Raw genomic sequence first — 22,013 nt, 5'->3', positions numbered from 1 at the left:
CGATGCTGGTAAGTGTATATCGCTACAATCCTGAGACCGACGATGCGCCTTACATGCAGGATATCCATATTGATATCCCGGGTGGCAAGGACATCATGGTGCTGGATCTGCTGCAGCTTCTGAAGGATAAGGATCCGTCCATGGCCTACCGTCGCTCATGCCGTGAAGGCGTGTGTGGCTCCGATGGCATGAACATGAACGGCAAGAATGGTCTGGCCTGCATCACTCCGCTGTCGGCGGTGGTGGAAAAGGACAAGCTTGTCTTGCGCCCGTTGCCGGGCCTGCCGGTCATTCGTGACCTGGTGGTCGACATGGGGCAGTTCTACAAGCAGTACGAGAAGATCAAGCCGTTCCTTATCAACGATACGCCGGCGCCGGCGATCGAGCGTCTGCAGTCGCCGGAAGAGCGTGCTGAGCTGGATGGTCTGTACGAGTGTATTCTCTGTGCATGCTGTTCCACTGCCTGCCCGTCCTTCTGGTGGAATCCGGACAAGTTTGTCGGGCCGTCCGGCCTGTTGCAGGCTTACCGGTTCCTGGCGGACAGCCGTGATACCGCGACCCGGGAGCGTCTGGCCGAACTGGATGATCCGTTCAGCGTCTTCCGCTGCCACGGCATCATGAACTGTGTCAGCGTTTGTCCAAAGGGGCTTAACCCCACCAAGGCAATCGGCAAAATCCGGAATATGTTGCTACAACAGGCGACCTGATCCGACAAAAAAGGCGGCACCGGTGGTGCCGCTTTTTTTTGGTAGCGTGCAGCACATCAAGGGGCGTCCGGTTCGAGTGGTCGGAAAATTGTCAGCTGGCAAGAGCATAGAAATATGCACCGGTTGATTAAGTTTTTTTGTCGAATGCCGCGCGGCTTTGATGTGTAAAGCCTGTCACAAAAGGCGTACAATACTGCCCCGCGTTTATGCGCTTTCTTAATAGGCGTGAGGCGACACAAAACGGTAACAAAAAGGTGGCATCCAGCGGATGTTACGAAAGGACTTGGTGCAACCTTTCGTGCTGATGTACGCCTTGAGCCAGGGTGATCAAAGAATGCAAGATGGCGTAATGGAGCTGTTATGGAAGAACGCCCACCTATACGGTGGCAACCTTTCATACGTTGAACAACTTTACGAAACCTACCTTATGGATCCAAACGCCGTTCCCCACGAATGGCGCGAAGAGTTTGACCGGCTCCCAAAGGTCGGCGAGCACATATCTCAGGATGTGCCTCATTCTCCGATCCGTGAACACTTCCTCTATCTATCCAAAAACCAGGGATTATCCCGTCCGGTTGAAGTCAGCAGCGTCTCGTCTGAGCATGAAAAGAAGCAGGTGCGTGTCCTGCGGATGATCAATGCTTACCGTGTGCGCGGACATCAGGCCGCGGATATTGACCCGCTTAACTTGCACAAGCGTGAGCCGGTACCCGATCTGGACCTGCGTTTTCACGAGCTGAGCGAAGCGGACTATGACACTGTGTTTCAGCTGGGTTCACTGTTCTTCGGCACCGAAGAAGCACCGCTGAAACAGATTGTTGAGGATCTGAAACGCACGTACTGCACCACTGTGGGTGCCGAGTACATGCACATCGTTGATACCCAGGAAAAACGCTGGCTGCAGCAGCGCCTCGAGCCGGTGCGCTGCCATCCAACCCTGGAGCCGCAGGAGCGCAAGCATATTCTTGAGCGCCTGACCGCGGCCGAGGGACTGGAGAAGTATCTCGGTGCCCGCTATGCCGGCGCCAAGCGCTTTGGCGTGGAAGGCGGCGAAGCGCTGATTCCGCTGATGGATGAGCTGGTACAGCGCGCAGGTCGCGATGGCGCCAAGGAGCTGGTCATCGGCATGGCGCACCGTGGTCGCCTGAACGTGCTGGTGAACATCTTCGGCAAGAATCCGGCCGAGCTGTTCGGCGAATTCGAAGGCAAGAAGATGATTTCTTCTTCCGGTGACGTCAAATACCACCAGGGCTTCTCGTCCAACGTGATGACGGCAAGTGGTGAAGTTCACTTGGCCATGGCGTTTAACCCGTCGCATTTGGAGATCGTGTCTCCGGTAGTCGAAGGCTCGGTGCGTGCGCGTCAGGATCGTCGTGAAGATCCCGTCGGCAGTACGGTCGTGCCGGTGTCGATCCATGGTGATGCGGCCTTTGCCGGTCAGGGTGTGGTAATGGAGACATTCCAGATGTCCCAGACCCGTGCCTACAAGACCGGTGGCACCATTCACATCGTGATCAACAACCAGGTCGGTTTTACCACGTCCCGCAAGGAAGACGCGCGTTCGACCGAATACTGCACCGATGTGGCCAAAATGGTCCAGGCGCCGATTTTGCACGTTAACGGCGACGATCCCGAGGCGGTCAGCTTTGTCACCCAGGTGGCACTGGATTACCGCAACGAGTTCAAGAAGGACGTCGTTATCGACCTGGTGTGCTACCGCCGCCGCGGTCATAACGAAGCGGATGAGCCCTCCGGTACCCAGCCGCTGATGTACGCCAAGATCAAGGCCCAGAAGACCACCCGCGAACTCTATGCGCAGCGCCTGATTGAAGCGGGTGTCATCGACGCCGATGAAAGCAAGGCGATGGAGCAGGAATACCGTCGCGCGCTGGAAAATGGCGATCATGTCGCCAAGTCACTGGTGCTCGAGCCCAATACCGAGCTGTTCGTTGACTGGCGTCCGTACCTGGGCCATGAATGGTCCTTTGAGTGCGATACCCGGGTCGACATGAAGCTGCTGCAGGAACTGGCGAACAAGGTTTGCGAAACGCCGGAAGGCTTTGCCGTGCAGCGCCAGGTGCAGAAGATCTATGAAGATCGCAAACGCATGGCCGCTGGTGCAATGGCGCTCAACTGGGGCTTCGCCGAGACCATGGCGTACGCCACTTTGCTGGCCGAAGGCTATCCCATTCGTCTGACAGGGCAGGATGTGGGTCGCGGCACGTTCTCCCACCGTCACGCGGTGCTGCACAACCAGAAAGATGCCAGCTGCTACGTGCCGCTGAAAAATCTGGCGGAGGATCAGCCGAACATGACGATTCTGGACTCCTACCTGTCGGAAGAGGCAGTGCTGGCGTTCGAATACGGTTATGCCACGACGATCCCGAATGCACTGGTGATCTGGGAAGCCCAGTTTGGTGACTTTGCCAACGGTGCCCAGGTGGTGATCGATCAGTTCATCACCAGTGGTGAGCAGAAATGGGGCCGTCTGTGTGGTCTGACCATGCTGCTGCCGCACGGCTTTGAAGGCCAGGGGCCGGAGCATTCCTCTGCCCGTCTGGAGCGCTTCCTGCAGTTGTGTGCAGAACACAACATCCAGGTTTGCACACCGACCACGCCGGCACAGATTTACCACCTGCTGCGTCGTCAGGTTGCCCGTCCGCTGCGCAAGCCGCTGGTTGTCATGTCGCCCAAGAGCCTGCTGCGTCACAAGCAGGCGGTATCGACGCTGGAAGACCTGGCCGAAGGCACTTTCCTGCCGGTTATCGGCGAAGTGGATCAGCAGGATGCCGCCAAGGTGAAGCGTCTGGTGCTGTGTGGTGGCAAGGTCTATTACGATCTGTACAACCGCCGCGCCGAACAGGGCCTGGAAGATGTTGCCATTGTGCGCATCGAACAGCTGTATCCGTTCCCGGAAGCGGCCCTGGAAGAAGCGATTGCCGGCTACACCAATCTGGAATCTGTCGTCTGGTGTCAGGAAGAGCCGATGAACCAGGGGGCCTGGTACTGCAGTCAGCATCACATGCGCAACGTGTTGCAGCGTCACAATCCTGCGCTGCACTTGCATGGTGTCGGACGTCCGCATGCGGCGGCGCCTGCGGTGGGTCATATTTCGGTGCACATCGAACAGCAAGATGCGCTGGTCAACGAAGCACTCAACGGTTAATGACAGGTCGTATCGCGGGATACGACCTTGCGGAGCACAAAAGGAAACAACATGTCCATCGAAATCAAAGCCCCGACTTTTCCGGAATCCGTCGCAGACGGCACAGTAACCACCTGGCACAAGCAGCCGGGCGAAGCCTGTGCGGCCGATGAGCTGATTGTCGATATCGAAACCGACAAGGTTGTACTGGAAGTGGTTGCACCGGCTGACGGTGTGATTACGTCAATTCTCAAGGGTGAAGGCGAAACCGTCCTCAGCGATGAAGTCATTGCACAGTTTGAAGCCGGCGCTGCCGGTACCAGTGCCGATGCTGCGCCTGCAGCCGAAACGGCTGCCGGTGGCGATACCGACAAGGTCGGCCCGGCTGCACGCAAGCTGATCACTGAGAACAATCTGGATGCCAGTCAGATTGCCGGCACCGGCAAGGGCGGCGGCATTACCAAGGAAGACGTACAGAACTTCATCAAGTCCGGCGCCCAGGCTCCGGTTGCTGCAGCGCCTGCACCAGCTGCGGCCAAAGCGGCTCCGGCACCGGCTGCTACCGTCAGCGTTGCTGCCGGAGAGCGGGTTGAGAAACGCGTACCGATGACTCGTCTGCGCGCTACCATCGCCAAGCGCCTGGTCGAAGCACAGCAGAACGCTGCCATGCTGACAACCTACAACGAAGTCAACATGAAGCCGGTCATGGAACTGCGCAAGCAGTACAAGGACCTGTTCGAAAAAGTTCACGGCGGCACCCGTCTGGGCTTCATGTCCTTTTTCGTCAAGGCGGCTACCGAAGCGCTGAAACGTTTCCCGGCGGTCAACGCCTCCATCGATGGCAACGACATGGTTTACCACGGTTACCAGGATATCGGCGTCGCCGTATCCACCGATCGTGGCCTGATGGTGCCGGTACTGCGTGATACCGACAGCATGAGTCTGGCCGATGTCGAGTCCACCATTGCCGATTTCGGCAAGCGTGGCCGTGATGGCAAACTGGGCCTGAATGACATGCAGGGCGGTACCTTCACTATCACCAACGGTGGTGTGTTTGGTTCCCTGATGTCGACACCGATCCTGAATCCGCCACAGACTGCGATCCTCGGCATGCACAAGATCCAGGAGCGTCCTATGGCGGTCAACGGTCAGGTCGTCATTCTGCCGATGATGTATCTCGCGCTGTCATACGACCACCGTATGATCGATGGTAAAGAGGCTGTTCAGTTCCTGGTAACTCTGAAGGATCTGCTGGAAGATCCTGCTCGCATGCTGCTGGACGTTTAAGGCAGCCCACAGTACTTCGAGAGCATTTAAGGATAGGAAGATATGTCTGATAAATTTGACGTTATTGTTATTGGCGCGGGCCCTGGCGGCTACGTTGCCGCGATTCGTGCAGCTCAGCTGGGTCTGAAAACTGCCTGTGTCGAGAAGTGGGTTGATGGCAAGGGTGTTCCTGTACTGGGCGGCACCTGCCTGAACGTGGGTTGCATTCCCTCCAAGGCGCTGCTGGAATCGACGCACAAATACCATGACGTGAAAGAGAAGGCGTCTGTTCACGGTATCAACGTCAGCGATGTTCAGATGGATGTGAAACAGATGGTTGCCCGCAAGGACACCATCGTCAAAAACCTGACCGGCGGCATCGCGGGTCTGTTCAAGGCCAATGGCGTAACCCTGCTGCAGGGGGCTGGCAAACTGCTGGCTGGCAAACAGGTTGAAGTCACTGCCGCCGACGGTTCCGTCAGCGTACACGCGGCTGAAAATGTGATCCTGGCGTCCGGCTCCGTGCCGGTGAACATTCCGCCTGCACCCCTGACCGAAGGTCTGATCCTGGACAACGCCGGAGCCCTGAACATCGATGAGACCCCGAAACGCCTCGGCGTTATCGGTGCCGGTGTCATCGGCCTGGAAATGGGTTCTGTGTGGGCCCGTCTGGGATCTGAAGTCACTGTACTGGAAGCCATGGATAGCTTCCTGGCCCTGGCCGATCAGGATGTTGCGAAAGAAGCCGCCAAACTGCTCAAGAAGCAGAACCTGGACATTCGCCTGGGTGCCCGTGTGACCGGTACCGAGATCCTGGATGGCAAGGAAGTGAAGGTGAAGTTCACCGATGCTGAAGGCGACAAGGAAATCATTGTCGACAAGCTGATCGTGGCTGTTGGCCGTCGCCCGCTGACCCAGAACCTGCTGGCCGGCGACAGCGGTGTTGAGATGGACGAGCGCGGATTCATCAAGGTTGACGAACAGTGCCGTACCGACATGCCGGGCGTTTTCGCCATTGGTGATTCGGTGCGTGGGCCGATGCTGGCGCACAAGGCCTCTGAAGAAGGCATCATGGTTGCCGACATCGTGGCGGGCCACAAGGCGCAGGTGAACTACGATGTGGTTCCCAACATCATTTACACCCATCCGGAACTGGCCTGGGTCGGCAAGACCGAACAGGAACTGAAAGCGGCGGGCGTAAAATACAAGTCCGGCAAGTTCCCGTTTGCGGCTTCCGGTCGTGCCATGGCATCCAACGATACCGACGGTTTCGTCAAGATCATTTCTGACGAAGTGACCGATCGCGTTCTGGGTGTGCACATCGTCGGCGGCATCGCTTCCGAGCTGATTGCCCAGGGCGTCATCGCAATGGAGTTCTGCTCCACGACCGAAGACCTGCAGCTGACCATGTTCGCGCACCCGACCGTGAGCGAAGCAGTGCACGAAGCGGCTCTGGCAGTGGACAACCACGCGATTCATATTGCCAACCGCAAAAAGAAATAAGCCTCTAAAAGGGGTTTATGAGGGGCCGGATATCCTCCGGCGCCTCTTATTAGACGCTTGTCGTATAAACGAGTGAGCACGAATACTGTAAGCTCGCCTAGCGGATACAGTATTCATAATTGACCAGACAACGGACAAGAGCATGAACCTTCACGAGTACCAAGGTAAACAGCTGTTTGCCACCTATGGTCTGCCGGTTTCCAAAGGATTCGCGGTAGATACTCCGGAAGACGCAGCTGCAGCAGCGAAGAAAATTGGCGGCAGCCAGTGGGTTGTTAAGGCTCAGGTGCATGCCGGTGGCCGAGGCAAGGCCGGCGGCGTCAAACTGATCAAATCTCCCGAAGAAGCCAGTGCATTTGCAGAACAGTGGCTGGGCAAAAACCTGGTGACTTACCAGACTGATGCCAACGGACAGCCGGTTTCCAAAATTCTGGTTGAAACCTGCACCGATATCGCTCAGGAACTTTACCTGGGTGCGGTTGTAGACCGTTCTTCACGTCGCATCGTGTTCATGGCCTCCACCGAAGGTGGTGTCGAGATCGAGAAAGTTGCAGAAGAGACTCCGGAAAAGATTCTCAAGGCAACCATCGATCCGCTGACTGGCGCGCAGCCTTACCAGGGCCGCGACCTGGCGTTCAAGCTGGGCCTTCAGGGCGATCAGATCAAGCAGTTCGTCAACATCTTCCTGGGTCTGGCGAAGATGTTTGAAGAAAAGGATCTGGCACTGCTGGAAATTAACCCGCTGGTTATCACCGAAGCCGGTAACCTGCACTGCCTGGACGCCAAAATCGTTCTGGACGGCAATGCTCTGTACCGTCACAAGGATCTGCTGGAAATGCACGATCCGTCCCAGGATGATGCTCGCGAAGCCCGTGCGGCTGAGTGGGATCTGAACTACGTTGCGCTGGATGGCAACATCGGTTGCATGGTTAACGGCGCAGGCCTGGCCATGGGTACCATGGACATCGTCAAGCTGCACGGCGGCCAGCCGGCCAACTTCCTGGACGTTGGCGGTGGCGCTACCAAGGAACGTGTCACTGAAGCGTTCAAGATCATCCTGTCTGACGACAATGTTAAAGCGGTATTCGTCAACATCTTCGGCGGTATCGTGCGCTGTGACCTGATTGCCGACGGTATCATCGGTGCGGTTAAGGAAGTGGGCGTTAACGTGCCCGTAGTTGTGCGCCTTGAAGGCAACAACGCGGAACTCGGTGCACAGCGTCTGGCTGAATCCGGACTGGATATCATTGCAGCAACCAGCCTGACCGACGGTGCTCAGCAGGCGGTTAAAGCAGCGGAGGGTAAATAATGTCGATTTTGATCAACAAGGACACCAAGGTCATCTGCCAGGGTTTCACCGGTGGCCAGGGTACCTTCCACTCCGAGCAGGCGATTGCGTACGGAACCAAGATGGTCGGTGGTGTTACACCGGGCAAGGGCGGTACCGAGCACCTGGGTCTGCCGGTGTTCAACACCGTGCAGGAAGCCGTTGACGCGACTGGCGCTGACGCCTCCGTGATCTACGTACCGGCTCCGTTCTGCAAGGACTCCATCCTGGAAGCTGCCAATGCAGGCATCAAGCTGATTGTCTGCATCACCGAGCACATTCCGGTCATGGACATGCTGCAGTGCAAGGTCAAGTGTGACGAGCTGGGCGTACGCCTGGTAGGCCCGAACTGCCCGGGCGTGATCACGCCGGGTGAATGCAAGATCGGCATCATGCCGGGTCACATTCATCTGCCGGGCAAGGTTGGCATCGTGTCCCGTTCAGGCACCCTGACCTATGAAGCGGTCAAGCAGACCACAGATGCAGGCTTCGGCCAGTCTACCTGTGTCGGCATTGGTGGTGACCCGATTCCGGGTTCCAACTTCATCGACATTCTGGAAATGTTCCAGAATGATCCGCAGACCGAAGCGATCGTCATGATCGGTGAAATCGGCGGCTCCGCTGAAGAAGAAGCTGCTGCCTACATCAAGGCAAACGTGACCAAGCCGGTTGTGTCCTACATCGCGGGTGTTACGGCTCCTGCCGGCAAGCGCATGGGCCACGCGGGTGCGATCATCTCCGGCGGCAAGGGTACTGCGGACGAGAAGTTCGCTGCGCTTGAAGACGCTGGCGTCAAGACCGTACGTTCCCTGGCTGACATCGGCAAGGCTCTTGCTGAGATCACCGGTTGGGAAATCAAGTAAAAATCGTCTGATTTCAGGCGATTAAAAAAGGCAGCCTCGGCTGCCTTTTTTGTGCCTGCGGATCAGGATTCGATGCATGTTCGCCCCTGCCGCTTGGCTGTGGAGTGTTTCATATTCCGGGCGTAGCGTCGCATCCCTCATTGCCGCTCTCGCTGTTGCTACGCTAAGGTTGAACAGGCGGCTTGCCAGGGCTGTCCGTCTTGGTGGTTGTTGCTTGTATGCCTGGCTGGTGAAGTGTCTGGAGGTCCGATGGATATTCTGCCCCTGTTTCCGCTGCCCGTGGTGCTGTTTCCAGGCAGTCGCATGCCCTTGCAGATTTTTGAGCCGCGCTACCTGCAGATGGTGTCGGATTCCTTCCGTCACCAGAGCGGTTTTGTCATCGTGCAGACCCGTGTCGATCAGGCGGCCGTGAACGGACAGACGCCGTTTTACGATATTGGCGTCTATGGAAAGATTATCGACTGGGATCAACTCCCCAATGAGCGACTGGGTATTGTGGTACAGGGGCTGCGTCGAGTGCGTATCGGGCCTGTGCAGGTGCAGCCTGATAACCTGCTGCTGGGGGATTGCGACTGGCTGGACCTGGAGGCTGCCGAAGCTGTGCCTGCGCAATACCAGTCATTGCAGCAGCTGCTGCGTCAGATGCTCAAACATCCCTCGTTCGCCCCCTTTGCGGCGGACACCGACACGGATGATGCGGTTGTGGTGGCCTATCGCCTGGCCGACTGGCTGCCGTTTTCCGCCGAAGACAAGCAGGAGCTGCTGAGCTGTGACAGCCCGGTGGCACGTCTCAAGCTGATTCATGACTCCATTGACTGGGAGCATTAGGGGCTGTTGACGTTTTCCAATGGCGTCCTGTTCAGGCTGCTAGCAGCCTGTCGGGCTTGGCCGATCGTAGCGAGGGAAAGACCGATTTGCGGTAGTTTTTGAGCTCTTTTGAGGCGAATAGTGGTTCTATTTAACAAAAAAGAGTACGTAAAATGTCCAAATTCGGCTTTTCCACAGTAGATCAGTGGTAAGTCCGACAGGCTGAAAGCGCTTCGTAGCCAAATAACGCCAGGCAGTCCAGGCCATAAAGACCCAGACCAAAGCGCCAGTTCCAGCTAAAAAATCGAAAGGCATTAAGGTTAAAACGCCCCTGCATGGCGAGGTGTGTGCCGGAGCAGGGCGAGACAATCACGCCCAGTGACCAGCTCATCAGAATGCTGAGGCCCAGGAGGTTGGGGTCTGTTACCACGGGCATCAGCATGCCGGCCAGGCTGCTGACGGTGATTACCGGGTGAATGCCGATAATGGACGCCAGCGCGCTGAGTCCAACCAGGCCCGCTGCTTGCGTCGCGCCAAAGTGCTGCAGTGACAGCGTGACGCCACTAAAATGCACCAGCGCCGAAATGCCGGCCATCAGTACGCCGGCAGCCAGAAAAAGCAGTAGCTCGCTATGCATTGCGGGCACTGCCTGCTCGATATGATCGCGGTAGCGTCGCAGGCCCTGGCGGTGTGATTTAACGGCCAGTACCAGCCAGGGCAGAGTCAGGCCGCAGATTGTAATCAGACTCAGGATGCCGAGTCCTGGCAGCAACTGATGTCCGGCCATCACCAGCAGTACGAGTACCAGGGGTATGCGCAGCGAATCGAACTGAAGCGGGTAGCCGGCAAAGGTGTGGCTATCGTCCCGCCGACCCAGACTGTATCCGGCCAGCAACAGGGCAGGGAGCGCCACCGCGAGGCCACCCAAGCTTAGCGGCAGCAGGCTGGCGCCCGGTGCCAGCGTAAGCGCAATGCCCATGGCGACAAAAAAAGGCGACCAGAGGGCAGCAAGTCCAAAGCCGCGGGACAGCGCCAGGGCCTGGGTTGGCTGCAGTGGATGTGCGCTGTGCAGGCGATCGCCAATAAGGGTGAGGGCCGAAAAATTGATCGCAGCGCCGAACAGGTGGGTGCCGAACAGGGTCTTCCACAGGGCTGCCCGGCCTTGGGGAAGGTCTGGGCTTGCGGTTGTCGCGGGCAAAGCGACCAGGCGCAAAAAGCCCACCGCGACGAGCATGGCGATCAGTACCTGACTGTTGGCCAGCGCTCGGGCGCCGTATACGAGCAGTTCGCCCTGGTATGCTGCCAGCAGTAGACCTGCACCGCCCACGCTCAGCATCAGCAGCACCTGTGCGCGCTGTAGTCCGCCCAGGCGACGGAACAGCAGGATGCCGGCACACCAGGCCAGTGTGCCCGCAAGCTCGGGTGGCGGAAATGCGGCAAGGGCGCCGAGGATCGAGCACAGGGCCGCACCGAGCAAGAGCCAGCCGGCCAGCCGAGTGCCAGTCCAGCCGGTCAGGTCTCCGCGGTTCCGGCGACAGAGTTCGGGTTCAGTCACGGGTGCGGCAGCGCTCGGCGGGTACGCTCAGAGCACGCAGCAGATAGTGTTTGAAGCCCTCGGGCCAGGATTGCTGATCCAGCGCCTTTTCCATGCACAATAGCCAGGCATCGCGTTCCTGGCTGCCAATACCCAGGTGCGCGTGAGCGGCGGGAATACTGATCGGGCCATATTTCTCGCGGTACAGTTTGGGACCACCGAGCCAGCCGCTCAGAAAACAGCTGAGCTTGTCCCGCGACTCGTCGAGATTGCGCGGGTGCAGGGCACGGATCTCGGCCGCCTCCGGCAGGGATTCCATCTGGTCGTAAAAGGCATCAACGAGGCGACGGATGCCCGCAATGCCGCCGGTGGCCTGGTAGGATGTATCGCCATCGCCGTAACGGGGCTGGCCGGGTTCTGAAATCTGCATGGCACGACTTGGACAGGGAAGGTGGCAGCTATTGTACGGTGAGGGCCGTGTCAGAACCAGAATCAAAACCGGTGCGCACCGAGTTTAAGGCAGCGTTGCCTCTGCCAGGGTCGTGGGTTACCACGGGGCGTTCGGTGCAATTCCGGAGACGGTAGCCGGACGGCCCACCGCCGTCGACTGGCCGAAGCGCCGCAAGACAAGGTCTGCACTGCTGCGCGTCAACCCAAACGCGCCCGTATCGACAATTCAAGCGTCACTGCAACCAGCGGGTCACTTTATTCAGGTACCTTCACACCGTCTTGCTGGTGGGGATGGGTGCGTATTCGCCCGACGAGGTTCGCTATGCCGAGACGCATTGCGTGCGGGCCGGCGTGCATGAGTCGTGGAGCACTCGAAAACCTGTGGCTCAGCGGCGAGCACGTGCGAACCTTTGCGCGTACTGTGTCGCTGTCGCTGTCGCTGTCGCTGTCGCTGTCGCTGTCGCTGTCGCTGCGTTATGCGACGTGGCGGGTGTTCGGGTCGATAGGGGGCGAAAACTACAACCGAGCTCTTGAGCCTGCATTATTCAGTTTCAAGGCCTGACCCTAAGCGCTAATTACTTTATATTCGGTCTTCCAGCCGCTGAATCCTCTTTCGAATACAAGGATATTTATGAAGAACCAAAGGAACATCGTCTTCGGTACTGGGCCTCTTGGATTATGGGTTGCTCAAATGCTGCTCGAACAAGACAAGGAGGTCACTGTCGTTAATCGAAGCGGGAAAGTGGATCATGAGATTCCGGCCCGGATAAAGGTCATCGAGGGAGATGCCAGCAATTCTGCAAAGGTCTATGAGATTTGTAAAGGTGCGGATGCCGTGTTTCATTGCGCAATGCCGACTTATACAAAATGGCCCGAAAAATTCCCGTCACTGACGCGGGGAATCCTTGATGGAGTGAAACGGGCGGGCTGTAGACTAATTTATGCAGATAATCTGTATGGGTACGGCGATACTCAAGGCCTGCCATTAACTGAGTCGCTTCCGTATAACGCAACCGGTCACAAGGGAAAGGTAAGGGCGTCCATGGCGCAGATACTGTTGAGTGAGGCCGATGTGAAGGTGGTGATTGCAAGAGCGTCTGACTTTTATGGGCCCCTGGTCACGAATTCCGCCTTTGGTGAAATGTTTTTCAAGGCGGCGTTGACCGGGAAACCAGCCAACTTGCTGGGTAATGTGGATCTGCCGCATACCTATACCTATATAAAAGACTTCGCCAGGGCGCTGGTCAGGCTGAGTGATCAGGACGACGCCTTTGGCCAGGTGTGGCATGTCGCCAATCCGCCAACCGTTACAACGCGGCAGCTGGTTTCACTTGTCGAAGAATACCTACAGAAACCGGTAAAGATACGGTCTGCCGGGAAGCGCATGGTTTCGTTTTTGGGTGTTTTCAATCCCATGCTGAAAGAGATGAAAGAGATGATGTATGAATGGGAGCAGCAATACATCGTCGACCACAAGAAATACGAAGACCGGTTTGGCAACGACAGTACACCCCATGAAGTAGCCATCAGGGAAACCGTCGAGTGGTACCGCGCCAGCTTGAATATCAGATGAAAGGTTAGGCCTGGCGTTCAATTCGACTGACAGGCTTACGTGAAGATCAGAAGACTCCTGGTTGTCTCTATATGGCGCCGGCCAGGTTTTTATATGGGCTATTTATCAGGACAGCCGGGTTGTCCATGTGCGGTATGATGGCGTAGCGCCATAACAGGACAACGGAATGAACAGGTATGGCGAGGTCTCATTCGCACTCAGGCAGAACCGGAATCAAAACCGGTGCGCATCAAGATCAATGGACAGCACCTGCTGCCCCAGTGTCACCACGCGACCACGATAGCGGTTTTCGCCGGTCGCCGTGAATTCAAACTGGTAGCTGCGCCAGAAGCGCAGGCTGCCCCGCACATCGCGCTTGAGCCAGATGGCCCTGAGGCCCACGCTGTCATCGAGCAACTGGACATCCAGTTCGTCGCAGCGTTTGCGCACTGCACGCAGTGCCAGTTCCCGCACTTTCTGTCCCTGCCACCAGTGCAGGCATACAAAGGTGACAAGGCTGAGCCAGAACAGGTCCTGCAGCTCGATATTCATATTGCATTATCCATTGGCTGATTTTGCACGGGTAAACGGATTGGGGTGCTGATAATAGTTGATACAAATGCTAGGGTATAGGGGTTGCGGCGGCGCTGCGGTCCAAAGGGGCCACACAGGCGCATGCCAAGTTGCTCCCCAGTCAATGAGTGTTTTGATGAGACCCACCATGAGCGTGCTGCGATCCCTGGAAAACCTGAATTTTGATAACAGCTTTGCACGGTTGCCGGAGCGATTCTATCAGATCACTAAGCCGCAGCCGCTTAAAGGCGCCCACCTGATCAGTTTCAATGCTGAGGTGGCGGCCTTGCTGGATCTTGATCCGTGCACGGTAACGCCTGAAGTGCTGGCGCAGTATTTCGGTGGTCAGGCGCCTTTGCCGGGATCCGAACCGCTGGCCATGAAATACACCGGGCACCAGTTTGGCGTCTACAATCCGGATCTGGGGGATGGCCGTGGGCTGTTACTGGGCGAAGTGCTCAATCAGGCAGGGGAGCGGTGGGATCTGCACCTGAAGGGGGCTGGCAAAACAGCGTTCTCCCGCTTTGGCGATGGCCGTGCGGTATTGCGTTCGAGCATACGCGAGTATCTGGCCGGTGAGGCCATGCAGGGGCTGGGTATTCCCACCACGCGGGCACTTTGTCTGATTGGCAGTGATGATTATACGATGCGTGAGGGGATGGAGCCCTGCGCCATGCTGTTGCGTGTCAGTCGCTGTCATATCCGTTTCGGCCATTTTGAATATTTCTATTATCACCGTATGCATGACGAGCTCAGGCAGCTGGCTGATTATTGCATCGAGCGTTACTTTCCGCACCTGGCCGGGGATGAAAACCCCTATCGGTCAATGTATAGGCAAGTTTTGCACAGTACAGCCGATCTGGTGGCGCGCTGGCAGGCTTACGGGTTCGTGCATGGCGTGCTGAATACAGACAACATGTCACTGCTCAGTGAAACCTTCGATTACGGCCCGTACAGTTTCATGGATGGCTATCAGACCGATTATGTCAGCAACCAGAACGATCATCAGAAACGTTACGCGTTCAAGGCGCAACCCGGGGTCGTGTTGTGGAATCTCGCCTGCCTTGGCCAGGCGTTGCTGCCGCTGGTCGATCGTGCGGACCTGGAGGCGCAGCTCGAGTGTTTCGGGGGGCTGTATGAAGCGGCTGAGCTGGCGCATTACCGGGCGCGTTTGGGCCTGTTCCAGGCGCATGACGAGGATGCGGCGCTGGTGTCCGCGCTCAAGCTTCTGATGGCGGAGCAGCGGGTCGACATGACGCGCTTTTTCCGTGCGCTGTGCCGGCTCAACGGATCCGATGCGGCGCTGGAGGCTGTCCTGGCCGTTTGGCCAGAGCCTGCCAAGGTCACCGACTGGCTGTTGCAGTATCAGGCGCGGCTGGGCAGGGAGAAGATCGATGCTGCGCAGCGCCAGGTTCGAATGCTGGCGGTGAATCCCAAGTATATTCTGCGCAACTATATGGCCGAGGAGGCCATTCGTGCGGCGCATCAGGGAGATTTCGAGCCGGTAAACGACCTCATGACCCTGCTGCGTGATCCTTTTGCCGAGCAACCCGGGTTCGAACGCTTTGCCGGCCAGCCGCCGGGCTGGGCAGAGTCCATCTGCCTCACCTGTTCATCCTGATGCGTCAGTTATAACGGTCAGTTTGTTGCTGGGCTTCGGTGGAGGCGCGCCGGGCCTTGATTTACAATGGCGTGCTTTCTGAGGCGGGCGGATATTGATGACAACGGATGTGGCGGGTTTTCTGGGGGAGCAGTGGGTCAACCTCCTGGCGCTGGGCTGGTTCCTGCTGTGCTTTCGCGGTTATATGACCTATGCGCGGATCAAGGCGCAGACTACACCCTGCCTGGCGAGCGTGATGCACCTGTACCGGCTGGAATGGATGCGGCACATGCTGATGCGAGAAAACAGGGTGCCTGACACCACGTCCATCGCCAATCTGGAGCGGACGGTGGCGTTTTTTGCCTCCACCACCATCCTGATTCTGGCCGGTCTCATGACGCTGCTCAATGTGGCCGATGAAGCCATGAACATCGTGCGGGACATCCCCTACGCTTACCCACTCACGGCCGGAGAGTGGGAAATCAAGCTATTGGTGTTGATCCTGCTGTTTGTCTATTCGTTCTTCAAGTTTACTTGGAGCCTGCGTCAGTACGGTTTTACCTCGGTCATGGTGGGCGGTGCACCTCTGCCGAGCGAGTCGCTCTCCGAACAGCGCCTGCATGCCCACGCGGACCGCATTGCTGATATGACCTCCCTGGCGGCCAATAATTTTAATACCGGTCTGCGCACCTACTATTTCTGCATCGCTGTGCTGGGCTGGTTTATCAATCCCTGGCTGTTCATGCTCATGTCCGGCATTGTTGTAATCGTCCTGTATCGACGTGAGTTCGTGTCCAAGGCGCTGCAGACCATGATGATGAGCACCGAGGTCGAGCGCTGAAACAGTGCTCTGTGCAGACCCGGATTGAAATCCGCTTTGCACCGAGGGCTTGAAATCGATATCGCTGGCCCCATCTCTGGAACACAGGCGAGTTACCTGAAATTGTTGCAGAACCAAGGGCCTATATATCCATGAGCACCGAAACCCAGAAAGAAACTCTCGGATTCCAGACGGAAGTGAAGCAGCTGCTTCATCTGATGATTCACTCCCTCTACTCGAACAAGGAGATCTTCCTGCGCGAGCTGATTTCCAACGCGTCCGATGCGGCGGAAAAGCTGCGCTTCGAGGCACTGTCCAACGCAGACCTGTACGAGAATGATGGCGATCTGAATATCCGTGTCAGCTTTGACGAAGACGCCAAGACCATCACGATTGCAGACAACGGCATTGGCATGAGCCGCCAGGATGTGATCGATCACCTGGGTACCATCGCCAAGTCCGGCACTTCCGGCTTCCTGTCACAGCTGACCGGTGATCAGAAGAAGGACAGCCAGCTGATCGGTCAGTTCGGCGTGGGCTTCTACTCGGCCTTTATCGTCGCCGACAAGGTCGATGTGTTTACCCGCCGTGCGGGTCTTTCCAGTGCCGAGGGTGTTCACTGGTCGTCCACGGGCGAGGGCGAGTTCAGTATCGCCACGCTGGAAAAGGAAAGTCGCGGTACCACCATCGTCCTGCACCTGAAAGAAGAGGAAGCCGAGTTCGCCAATAGCTGGCGCCTGCGCGAGCTGGTTCGCAAGTATTCCGATCACATCGCCCTGCCGGTGATCATGCAAAAGGAAGCGGCTGAGCCGCAGGAGCCGGAAGAAGGCCAGGAGCCCGCTCCGGTGGAGCCGCCGCAGGATGAGACGGTCAACAGCGCCACAGCGCTCTGGACCCGCAGCAAAAACGAGCTGACGGACGAGGAATACACCGAGTTCTACAAGCATGTTTCGCATGACTTCAACGATCCGCTGAGCTGGTCCCACAGCAAGGTCGAAGGCAACCTGGAATACAGCTCACTGCTGTATGTGCCGGAAAAAGCACCCTATGACCTGTGGAACCGTGAAGCGCCCCGTGGGCTGAAACTCTACATTCAGCGTGTTTTCATCATGGATCAGGCTGACCAGTTCCTGCCCCTGTATTTGCGCTTTATCAAGGGTGTGGTGGATTCCAGCAACCTGTCGCTGAACATTTCCCGTGAAATCCTGCAAAAGGACCCGCATGTCGACAAGCTGCGTTCCGCACTGACCAAGCGCGTGCTGGACATGCTGGCGAAACTGGCCAAGAACGATGCCGACAAGTACCAGACGTTCTGGAAAGAGTTCGGCCAGGTGCTCAAGGAAGGCCCGGCGGAAGACCACGCCAACCGCGAAAAAATACTCAAGCTGCTGCGTTTCGCCTCGACACATTCCGGCACCAGCGAGCAGAATGTCGGCCTGGATGATTACGTGGCGCGCATGCAGGAAGGTCAGAGCAAGATCTACTACGTGGTTGCCGACACCTTCAATGCCGCCAAGAGCAGCCCGCACCTCGAGATTTTCCGCAAGAAGGGCATCGAAGTGCTTCTCATGACCGATCGCATTGACGAGTGGATGATGAGCCATCTTTTCGACTTCGACGGTAAATCCTTCCAGGACGTCAGCAAGGGTGAGCTGGATCTGGGCGAGGTGGAAAACGAGGAAGAGAAGACCGCTCAGGAAGAAACCGCCAAGGAGCTGGCGGGTCTGGTTGAGCGCGTTAAAACTCAGCTTGGTGACCGGGTGTCGGACGTACGCATTACCCATCGCCTGACCGACTCCCCGGCCTGCGTGGTGCTGGGCAGCTACGACATGGGCGCGCAGATGCGCCGTATCATGGAAGCAGCCGGCCAGCCGGTTCCGGAAGTGAAGCCTGTCTTTGAGCTTAATCCGGAACATCCGCTGATTCAGAAACTGGACCAGGAAACGGATGAAGACCGCTTTGGCGAACTGTCACTGGTGATCTTTGATCAGGCCGGTCTTGCCGCCGGCGGTCAGCTGGATGATCCGGCTGCCTACGTGGCCCGTCTCAACAAGCTGCTGCTTGAACTGAGCCAGTAAGCGTTTCGCATTATGCAAAAGCGGCCGCCAAGGCCGCTTTTTTTATGCTGATTTGCCAGCGCGTCGCGGCGCTTGATCGGGCTGCCGGCCGGCCTGCTGAAACAACGGTGCCAGCGCCAGCAAATCCCTGCGCAGGATACTGGTAATTCTGCACCAGATCAGTGACACTCGGCTTCTACCAACTGCATTTTCAAACGCACTCAGGTCAACAATGTCCGTTATTCGACACGCCATTAATTTTCATGGTAGCAGGCCCTGTCAACGCCAGTTCTTTGCTGTTCCGGCGCCCCTGCGGCGACGGGAGGCGGGTACCATCTCGGAGCTGACGCCCCTGCGGTCAGACCCCTGAGCCACTGCTGGATTATCCAGGCGGGCCTTAGGGTCCGCCTTTTTTTTGCCATTGAAACGCCTGATACATGAGACCGACAGGCGCTTTCTGAACTTGATTATTAGAGAGGCCCAACGCATGGAACACTCCGTACAGAATGAGCAAATGGAGCTGATTGTTCAGCGTCTGCACAAATTGCAGCACGACCTCGGCGAAGAAATTGCGGGTCTGCGCGACATGCTGGCAGAAGTCGGTACCGATCGTGAGCAGTTCGATACCAGCGAGCGCAGCGATGCCTTGCAGCAGCGCAACATGGCCAAGGCCAACATCATGCTGAGCGAGCGCCGTCTGCGGCAGGTGGAAGTGGCGTTGCGCCGCATCAACGAAGGGGACGAGGATTTTGGCTACTGTCGCAGCTGCGATGCCGAGATTCCCTTTGCGCGCCTGAGTGTAAGACCCGAATCTCCGTTGTGCCTGAACTGTCAGCAACAGCAGGAAGTACGTTAGTTACCGGCGCGGCACCGGGTCGGTGTTGTTGGCTGTTGCTGCAGGTATAATGCAGTTAAAACAATAACCGCCCGGTGACGGAACCTGACCATGAGCCATGAACTTTCCAACCTGCGCAAATTTGTAGCCCCTGAAATCCTTTTCGGTGCGGGCGCCCGCAAGGCGGTCGCCAACTACGCCAGAACGTTCGGGGCGCGCAAGGTTCTGCTGGTATCCGATCCAGGTGTGCAGCAGGCGGGCTGGGTTGCAGATGTCGAGCAGACGCTGCGAGAAGCGCTGATTGACTGTGTTGTCTACACCGAGGTTTCGCCCAATCCCCGCTCTGACGAGGTTATGCGCGGCGCCGCCCTGTATGAGGCCGAAGGCTGCAACCTCATCGTGGCGGTGGGCGGCGGCAGCCCGATGGATTGCGCCAAGGGGATCGGCATCGTTAGCAGCCATGGCCGGCACATCCTGGAGTTCGAGGGGGTTGATACCCTTTCAGTGCCGATTCCACCGCTGATCCTGATTCCCACTACTGCCGGCACGTCGGCGGATGTATCCCAGTTCGCCATCATTAATGACGAGTTTGAGCGGGTAAAAATCTCCATCGTCAGCAAGTCCGTGGTACCGGATGTGTCGCTTATCGATCCCGAAACGACCATGACCATGGATCCGTTTCTCACGGCCTGTACCGGGGTGGATGCGCTGGTACATGCCATTGAGGCATTTGTTTCCACAGGGTCCGGTCCCATGACTGACATGCATGCGCTGGACGCCATTCGCCTGATCAACGGCAACCTGGCGGACCTGATTCGTCACCCCGATGATCTGCAGCTGCGTGAACAGGTCATGCTGGGCAGCATGAAGGCGGGGCTGGCCTTCTCCAATGCGATTCTCGGCGCCGTGCATGCCATGTCCCACAGCCTGGGAGGTTACCTGGATCTGCCCCACGGACTGTGCAACGCCATGCTGCTCGAGCATGTGATCGATTTCAATTACCGCGAAACGCCGGACAAGTTCAAGGTCATCGCCGACACCCTGGGTGTGGATGTTCGCGGCATGAACAGCGGTGAGATTCGCAAGCGACTGATGCAGCGCATCATTGGACTCAAGCAGGAGGTCGGGCTGCGCGAGTCGCTCGGTGTCTTTGGGGTGAATGTGAGTGATATACCCTCGCTGTCAAAAAATGCCATCAAGGACCCCTGCATCCTGACCAATCCGCGCAAGTCCTCGCGGCGGGATGTCGAGGTCATGTATGAAGAAGCCCTCTGAACAAGGCGCAGCCACCTTTGAGGATCTGATTGGTCTTGGCAGCCAGTCGGCGCGCAAGAGTTATTACCCTGAGCTTGAGCGCAAGGTGCATGAGCTCGAGCAGGAACGTAACCGGTACAAGTGGCTGTTTGAAAATGCCCTGCACGGTATCTTCCGGGCGGAAATGACCGGTGGCGTACTGGCTGCCAATCCCGCCATTGCCAGTCTCTGTGGGTATGCCTCGCCCGCCGAGGTGATCGAACAGGTGCGGGATCTGTCGACCCAGCTTTTTGTCGATCCGGGCGAGTTTGCAGCCATACGCCAGATGCTGCTTACAAGCGAGCGGCTGACCGGTTACGAGACCCGGCTGCGTTGTCGTGATGGGGGCACCGTCGATGTGGCCATGAACATCCTGCTCAAGCGCGTCGACGGTGGGGAAATCATCGAAGCCTTTGTGGCCGACTATACAGAGCGAAAGCGTGCCCGCGAGCGTTTGCAGCAACTCAATGCCGAGCTTGAACAGCGCGTCGCTGAGCGCACTGAAGAGCTGCTCGAACTGAACGAGCAGCTGCGCCTGGCCAGGGATGCCGCGGAAGCTGCCAACAAGAGCAAGGATAAGTACCTGGCCGCGGCCAGCCATGACCTGCTGCAGCCGATGAATGCCGCGCGGCTGCTGGTGTCCACGCTGCGAGAGCGTGCGCTTGCCGGGCAGGATGGCTACCTGATTGAACGCGTGCATATGGCGCTGGAAGGGGCTGAGGAGCTGCTGACTGACCTGCTGGATATATCCAGGCTTGATCAGAATGCCGTGCGGCCGGACGTTGCCGAGTTTTCCCTGCAATCGATCCTGGAGCCGCTGGCGGCGGAGTTACAGCCTGTGGCCGCCAGTGAGGGATTGCAGCTCAAATTGCAGCAGAGTAGCCTCAGTATTCGCAGTGACAGCCGGTTGCTCACACGCATTTTGCGCAATTTTCTCAGCAATGCGCTGCGCTACACCGACCAAGGCAGGGTGCTGCTGGGAGTGCGCAACCGGGACGACCGGGTCAGCATTCAGGTTTGGGATACCGGGGATGGCATTGCGGATTCCAAGCTGGAGGATATTTTTCGCGAGTTCCACCAGCTGCCCGATCACCATGCCGGTGAGCGCCGCGGCGTCGGCCTGGGACTGGCAATTGTGGATCGTATAGCGCGGGTACTGGAGCACCGTATCGAGGTCAGCTCCCGTCTGGGCAAGGGCTCGATGTTCGCCATTGAGGTCCCACGGGCCAGAGGGCCGGTGTCCTTTGCTGCGCCGGCGCAGCTCAGCCCCCCGATAGATACGCTGGCGGGTACTCGGGTGCTGGTGGTCGACAATGATGAAAATGTGTTACTCAGCATGTGTGCACTGCTCGAACAGTGGGGCTGTGAACTGAGTGTGGCGCGCGACTGCGAAGCGGCGCTGGCACTGTGTCAGGCCGAGGCCCCGGGGGTGGAGCCCCAGTTGCTGCTGGCCGATTATCATCTGGATTGGGGGCGGACCGGGCTTGAGGTCGTGCAGGCACTGCGCCGGCATTACGGCGAGGGTTTCCCGGCGGCCATGATCACAGCGGATCGCTCCGCTGACACCCTTAGGCTATTCCGTGAACAGGGCCTGCCGGTACTGCCAAAGCCTGTTCGCCCCGGCAAGCTGCGTGCACTGCTGACCCATCTGTTGCAGGGCGGTTAAGGACTGCCGGCCAAG

Annotated in this window: 18 protein-coding genes; 15 read left to right on the top strand and 3 right to left on the bottom strand. The window is 57.8% G+C overall.

Going from position 1 to position 22,013, the window contains the following annotated elements; all coding sequences use genetic code 11:
* The first annotated feature begins 2 nt into the window (after positions 1-2).
* From F451_RS0102940 to F451_RS0102910, 7 genes are all read left to right on the top strand, one after another.
* The gene (locus F451_RS0102940; protein WP_020679864.1) at positions 3-707 is read left to right on the top strand and encodes a succinate dehydrogenase iron-sulfur subunit; all 705 of its coding nucleotides are present in this window, start codon (positions 3-5) and stop codon (positions 705-707) included.
* A 334-nt stretch (positions 708-1,041) separates the two neighbouring features.
* Positions 1,042-3,873 carry a 2-oxoglutarate dehydrogenase E1 component gene (locus F451_RS0102935; protein ID WP_026291461.1) on the top strand — a complete coding sequence of 944 codons (2,832 nt, stop codon included), beginning with the start codon at positions 1,042-1,044 and terminating at the stop codon, positions 3,871-3,873.
* Positions 3,874-3,924: 51 nt separating this feature from the next.
* Entirely contained in the window at positions 3,925-5,139 is a 1,215-nt protein-coding gene (odhB, locus tag F451_RS0102930) for a 2-oxoglutarate dehydrogenase complex dihydrolipoyllysine-residue succinyltransferase (RefSeq protein WP_020679861.1), read from the top strand.
* A gap of 42 nt (positions 5,140-5,181) precedes the next feature.
* Positions 5,182-6,621, top strand: coding sequence for a dihydrolipoyl dehydrogenase (gene lpdA / locus F451_RS0102925; protein WP_020679860.1), 1,440 nt, complete (start codon positions 5,182-5,184; stop codon positions 6,619-6,621).
* 142 nt (positions 6,622-6,763) lie between these two features.
* Positions 6,764-7,930, top strand: a complete 1,167-nt coding sequence (gene sucC, locus F451_RS0102920) for an ADP-forming succinate--CoA ligase subunit beta (protein ID WP_020679859.1) — start codon at positions 6,764-6,766, stop codon at positions 7,928-7,930.
* Positions 7,930-8,811, top strand: coding sequence for a succinate--CoA ligase subunit alpha (sucD, locus tag F451_RS0102915; protein WP_020679858.1), 882 nt, complete (start codon positions 7,930-7,932; stop codon positions 8,809-8,811). The genes sucC and sucD overlap by 1 nt, the downstream gene beginning before the upstream one ends.
* A 249-nt stretch (positions 8,812-9,060) precedes the next feature.
* Positions 9,061-9,639: an LON peptidase substrate-binding domain-containing protein gene (locus F451_RS0102910; RefSeq protein WP_020679857.1), complete on the top strand. Its 579-nt coding sequence runs from the start codon at positions 9,061-9,063 to the stop codon at positions 9,637-9,639.
* Between the two features lie 181 nt (positions 9,640-9,820).
* On the opposite strand, the gene F451_RS24630 is transcribed toward F451_RS0102910, so the two are convergent.
* Both F451_RS24630 and F451_RS0102900 read right to left on the bottom strand, forming a co-directional pair.
* Positions 9,821-11,173, bottom strand: a complete 1,353-nt coding sequence (locus tag F451_RS24630; protein ID WP_020679856.1) for a hypothetical protein — start codon at positions 11,171-11,173, stop codon at positions 9,821-9,823.
* Positions 11,166-11,582 carry a group II truncated hemoglobin gene (locus F451_RS0102900; RefSeq protein ID WP_020679855.1) on the bottom strand — a complete coding sequence of 139 codons (417 nt, stop codon included), beginning with the start codon at positions 11,580-11,582 and terminating at the stop codon, positions 11,166-11,168. The genes F451_RS24630 and F451_RS0102900 overlap by 8 nt, the downstream gene beginning before the upstream one ends.
* Positions 11,583-11,957: 375 nt before the next feature.
* Here F451_RS0102900 and F451_RS0102895 point away from each other — a divergent pair, with 375 nt between their 5' ends.
* The gene (locus tag F451_RS0102895) at positions 11,958-12,164 is read left to right on the top strand and encodes a hypothetical protein (protein ID WP_020679854.1); all 207 of its coding nucleotides are present in this window, start codon (positions 11,958-11,960) and stop codon (positions 12,162-12,164) included.
* Positions 12,165-12,233: 69 nt separating this feature from the next.
* Positions 12,234-13,175, top strand: a complete 942-nt coding sequence (locus F451_RS0102890; RefSeq protein WP_020679853.1) for an SDR family oxidoreductase — start codon at positions 12,234-12,236, stop codon at positions 13,173-13,175.
* A gap of 213 nt (positions 13,176-13,388) precedes the next feature.
* On the opposite strand, the gene F451_RS0102885 is transcribed toward F451_RS0102890, so the two are convergent.
* Entirely contained in the window at positions 13,389-13,706 is a 318-nt protein-coding gene (locus F451_RS0102885) for a DUF3301 domain-containing protein (RefSeq protein ID WP_020679852.1), read from the bottom strand.
* Positions 13,707-13,875: 169 nt separating this feature from the next.
* Between F451_RS0102885 and F451_RS0102880 the strand changes: the two genes are divergently transcribed.
* The 6 genes from F451_RS0102880 to F451_RS0102855 all read left to right on the top strand — a co-directional run bounded on the left by F451_RS0102880 (position 13,876) and on the right by F451_RS0102855 (position 21,998).
* Positions 13,876-15,348 carry a protein adenylyltransferase SelO gene (locus F451_RS0102880; protein ID WP_020679851.1) on the top strand — a complete coding sequence of 491 codons (1,473 nt, stop codon included), beginning with the start codon at positions 13,876-13,878 and terminating at the stop codon, positions 15,346-15,348.
* Positions 15,349-15,445: 97 nt separating this feature from the next.
* Positions 15,446-16,168 (top strand): DUF599 domain-containing protein, encoded by a 723-nt coding sequence (locus tag F451_RS0102875; RefSeq protein WP_020679850.1) that lies wholly within the window; start codon positions 15,446-15,448, stop codon positions 16,166-16,168.
* 131 nt (positions 16,169-16,299) lie between these two features.
* Positions 16,300-18,225 carry a molecular chaperone HtpG gene (gene htpG, locus F451_RS0102870; protein WP_020679849.1) on the top strand — a complete coding sequence of 642 codons (1,926 nt, stop codon included), beginning with the start codon at positions 16,300-16,302 and terminating at the stop codon, positions 18,223-18,225.
* Between the two features lie 466 nt (positions 18,226-18,691).
* Entirely contained in the window at positions 18,692-19,060 is a 369-nt protein-coding gene (locus F451_RS24625) for a TraR/DksA family transcriptional regulator (RefSeq protein ID WP_020679848.1), read from the top strand.
* A 90-nt stretch (positions 19,061-19,150) separates the two neighbouring features.
* Entirely contained in the window at positions 19,151-20,314 is a 1,164-nt protein-coding gene (gene ercA / locus F451_RS0102860) for an alcohol dehydrogenase-like regulatory protein ErcA (protein ID WP_020679847.1), read from the top strand.
* Positions 20,298-21,998, top strand: a complete 1,701-nt coding sequence (locus F451_RS0102855) for a hybrid sensor histidine kinase/response regulator (RefSeq protein ID WP_020679846.1) — start codon at positions 20,298-20,300, stop codon at positions 21,996-21,998. The genes ercA and F451_RS0102855 overlap by 17 nt, the downstream gene beginning before the upstream one ends.
* The last annotated feature ends 15 nt before the right edge of the window (positions 21,999-22,013 follow it).

The sequence above is a fragment of the Marinobacterium rhizophilum DSM 18822 genome, assembly GCF_000378045.1.
GTDB classification, from domain to species: domain Bacteria; phylum Pseudomonadota; class Gammaproteobacteria; order Pseudomonadales; family Balneatricaceae; genus Marinobacterium_A; species Marinobacterium_A rhizophilum.
The sequence above is the reverse complement of the archived record's forward strand: the minus strand, read 5'-3'. Positions and strand labels throughout refer to the sequence as shown.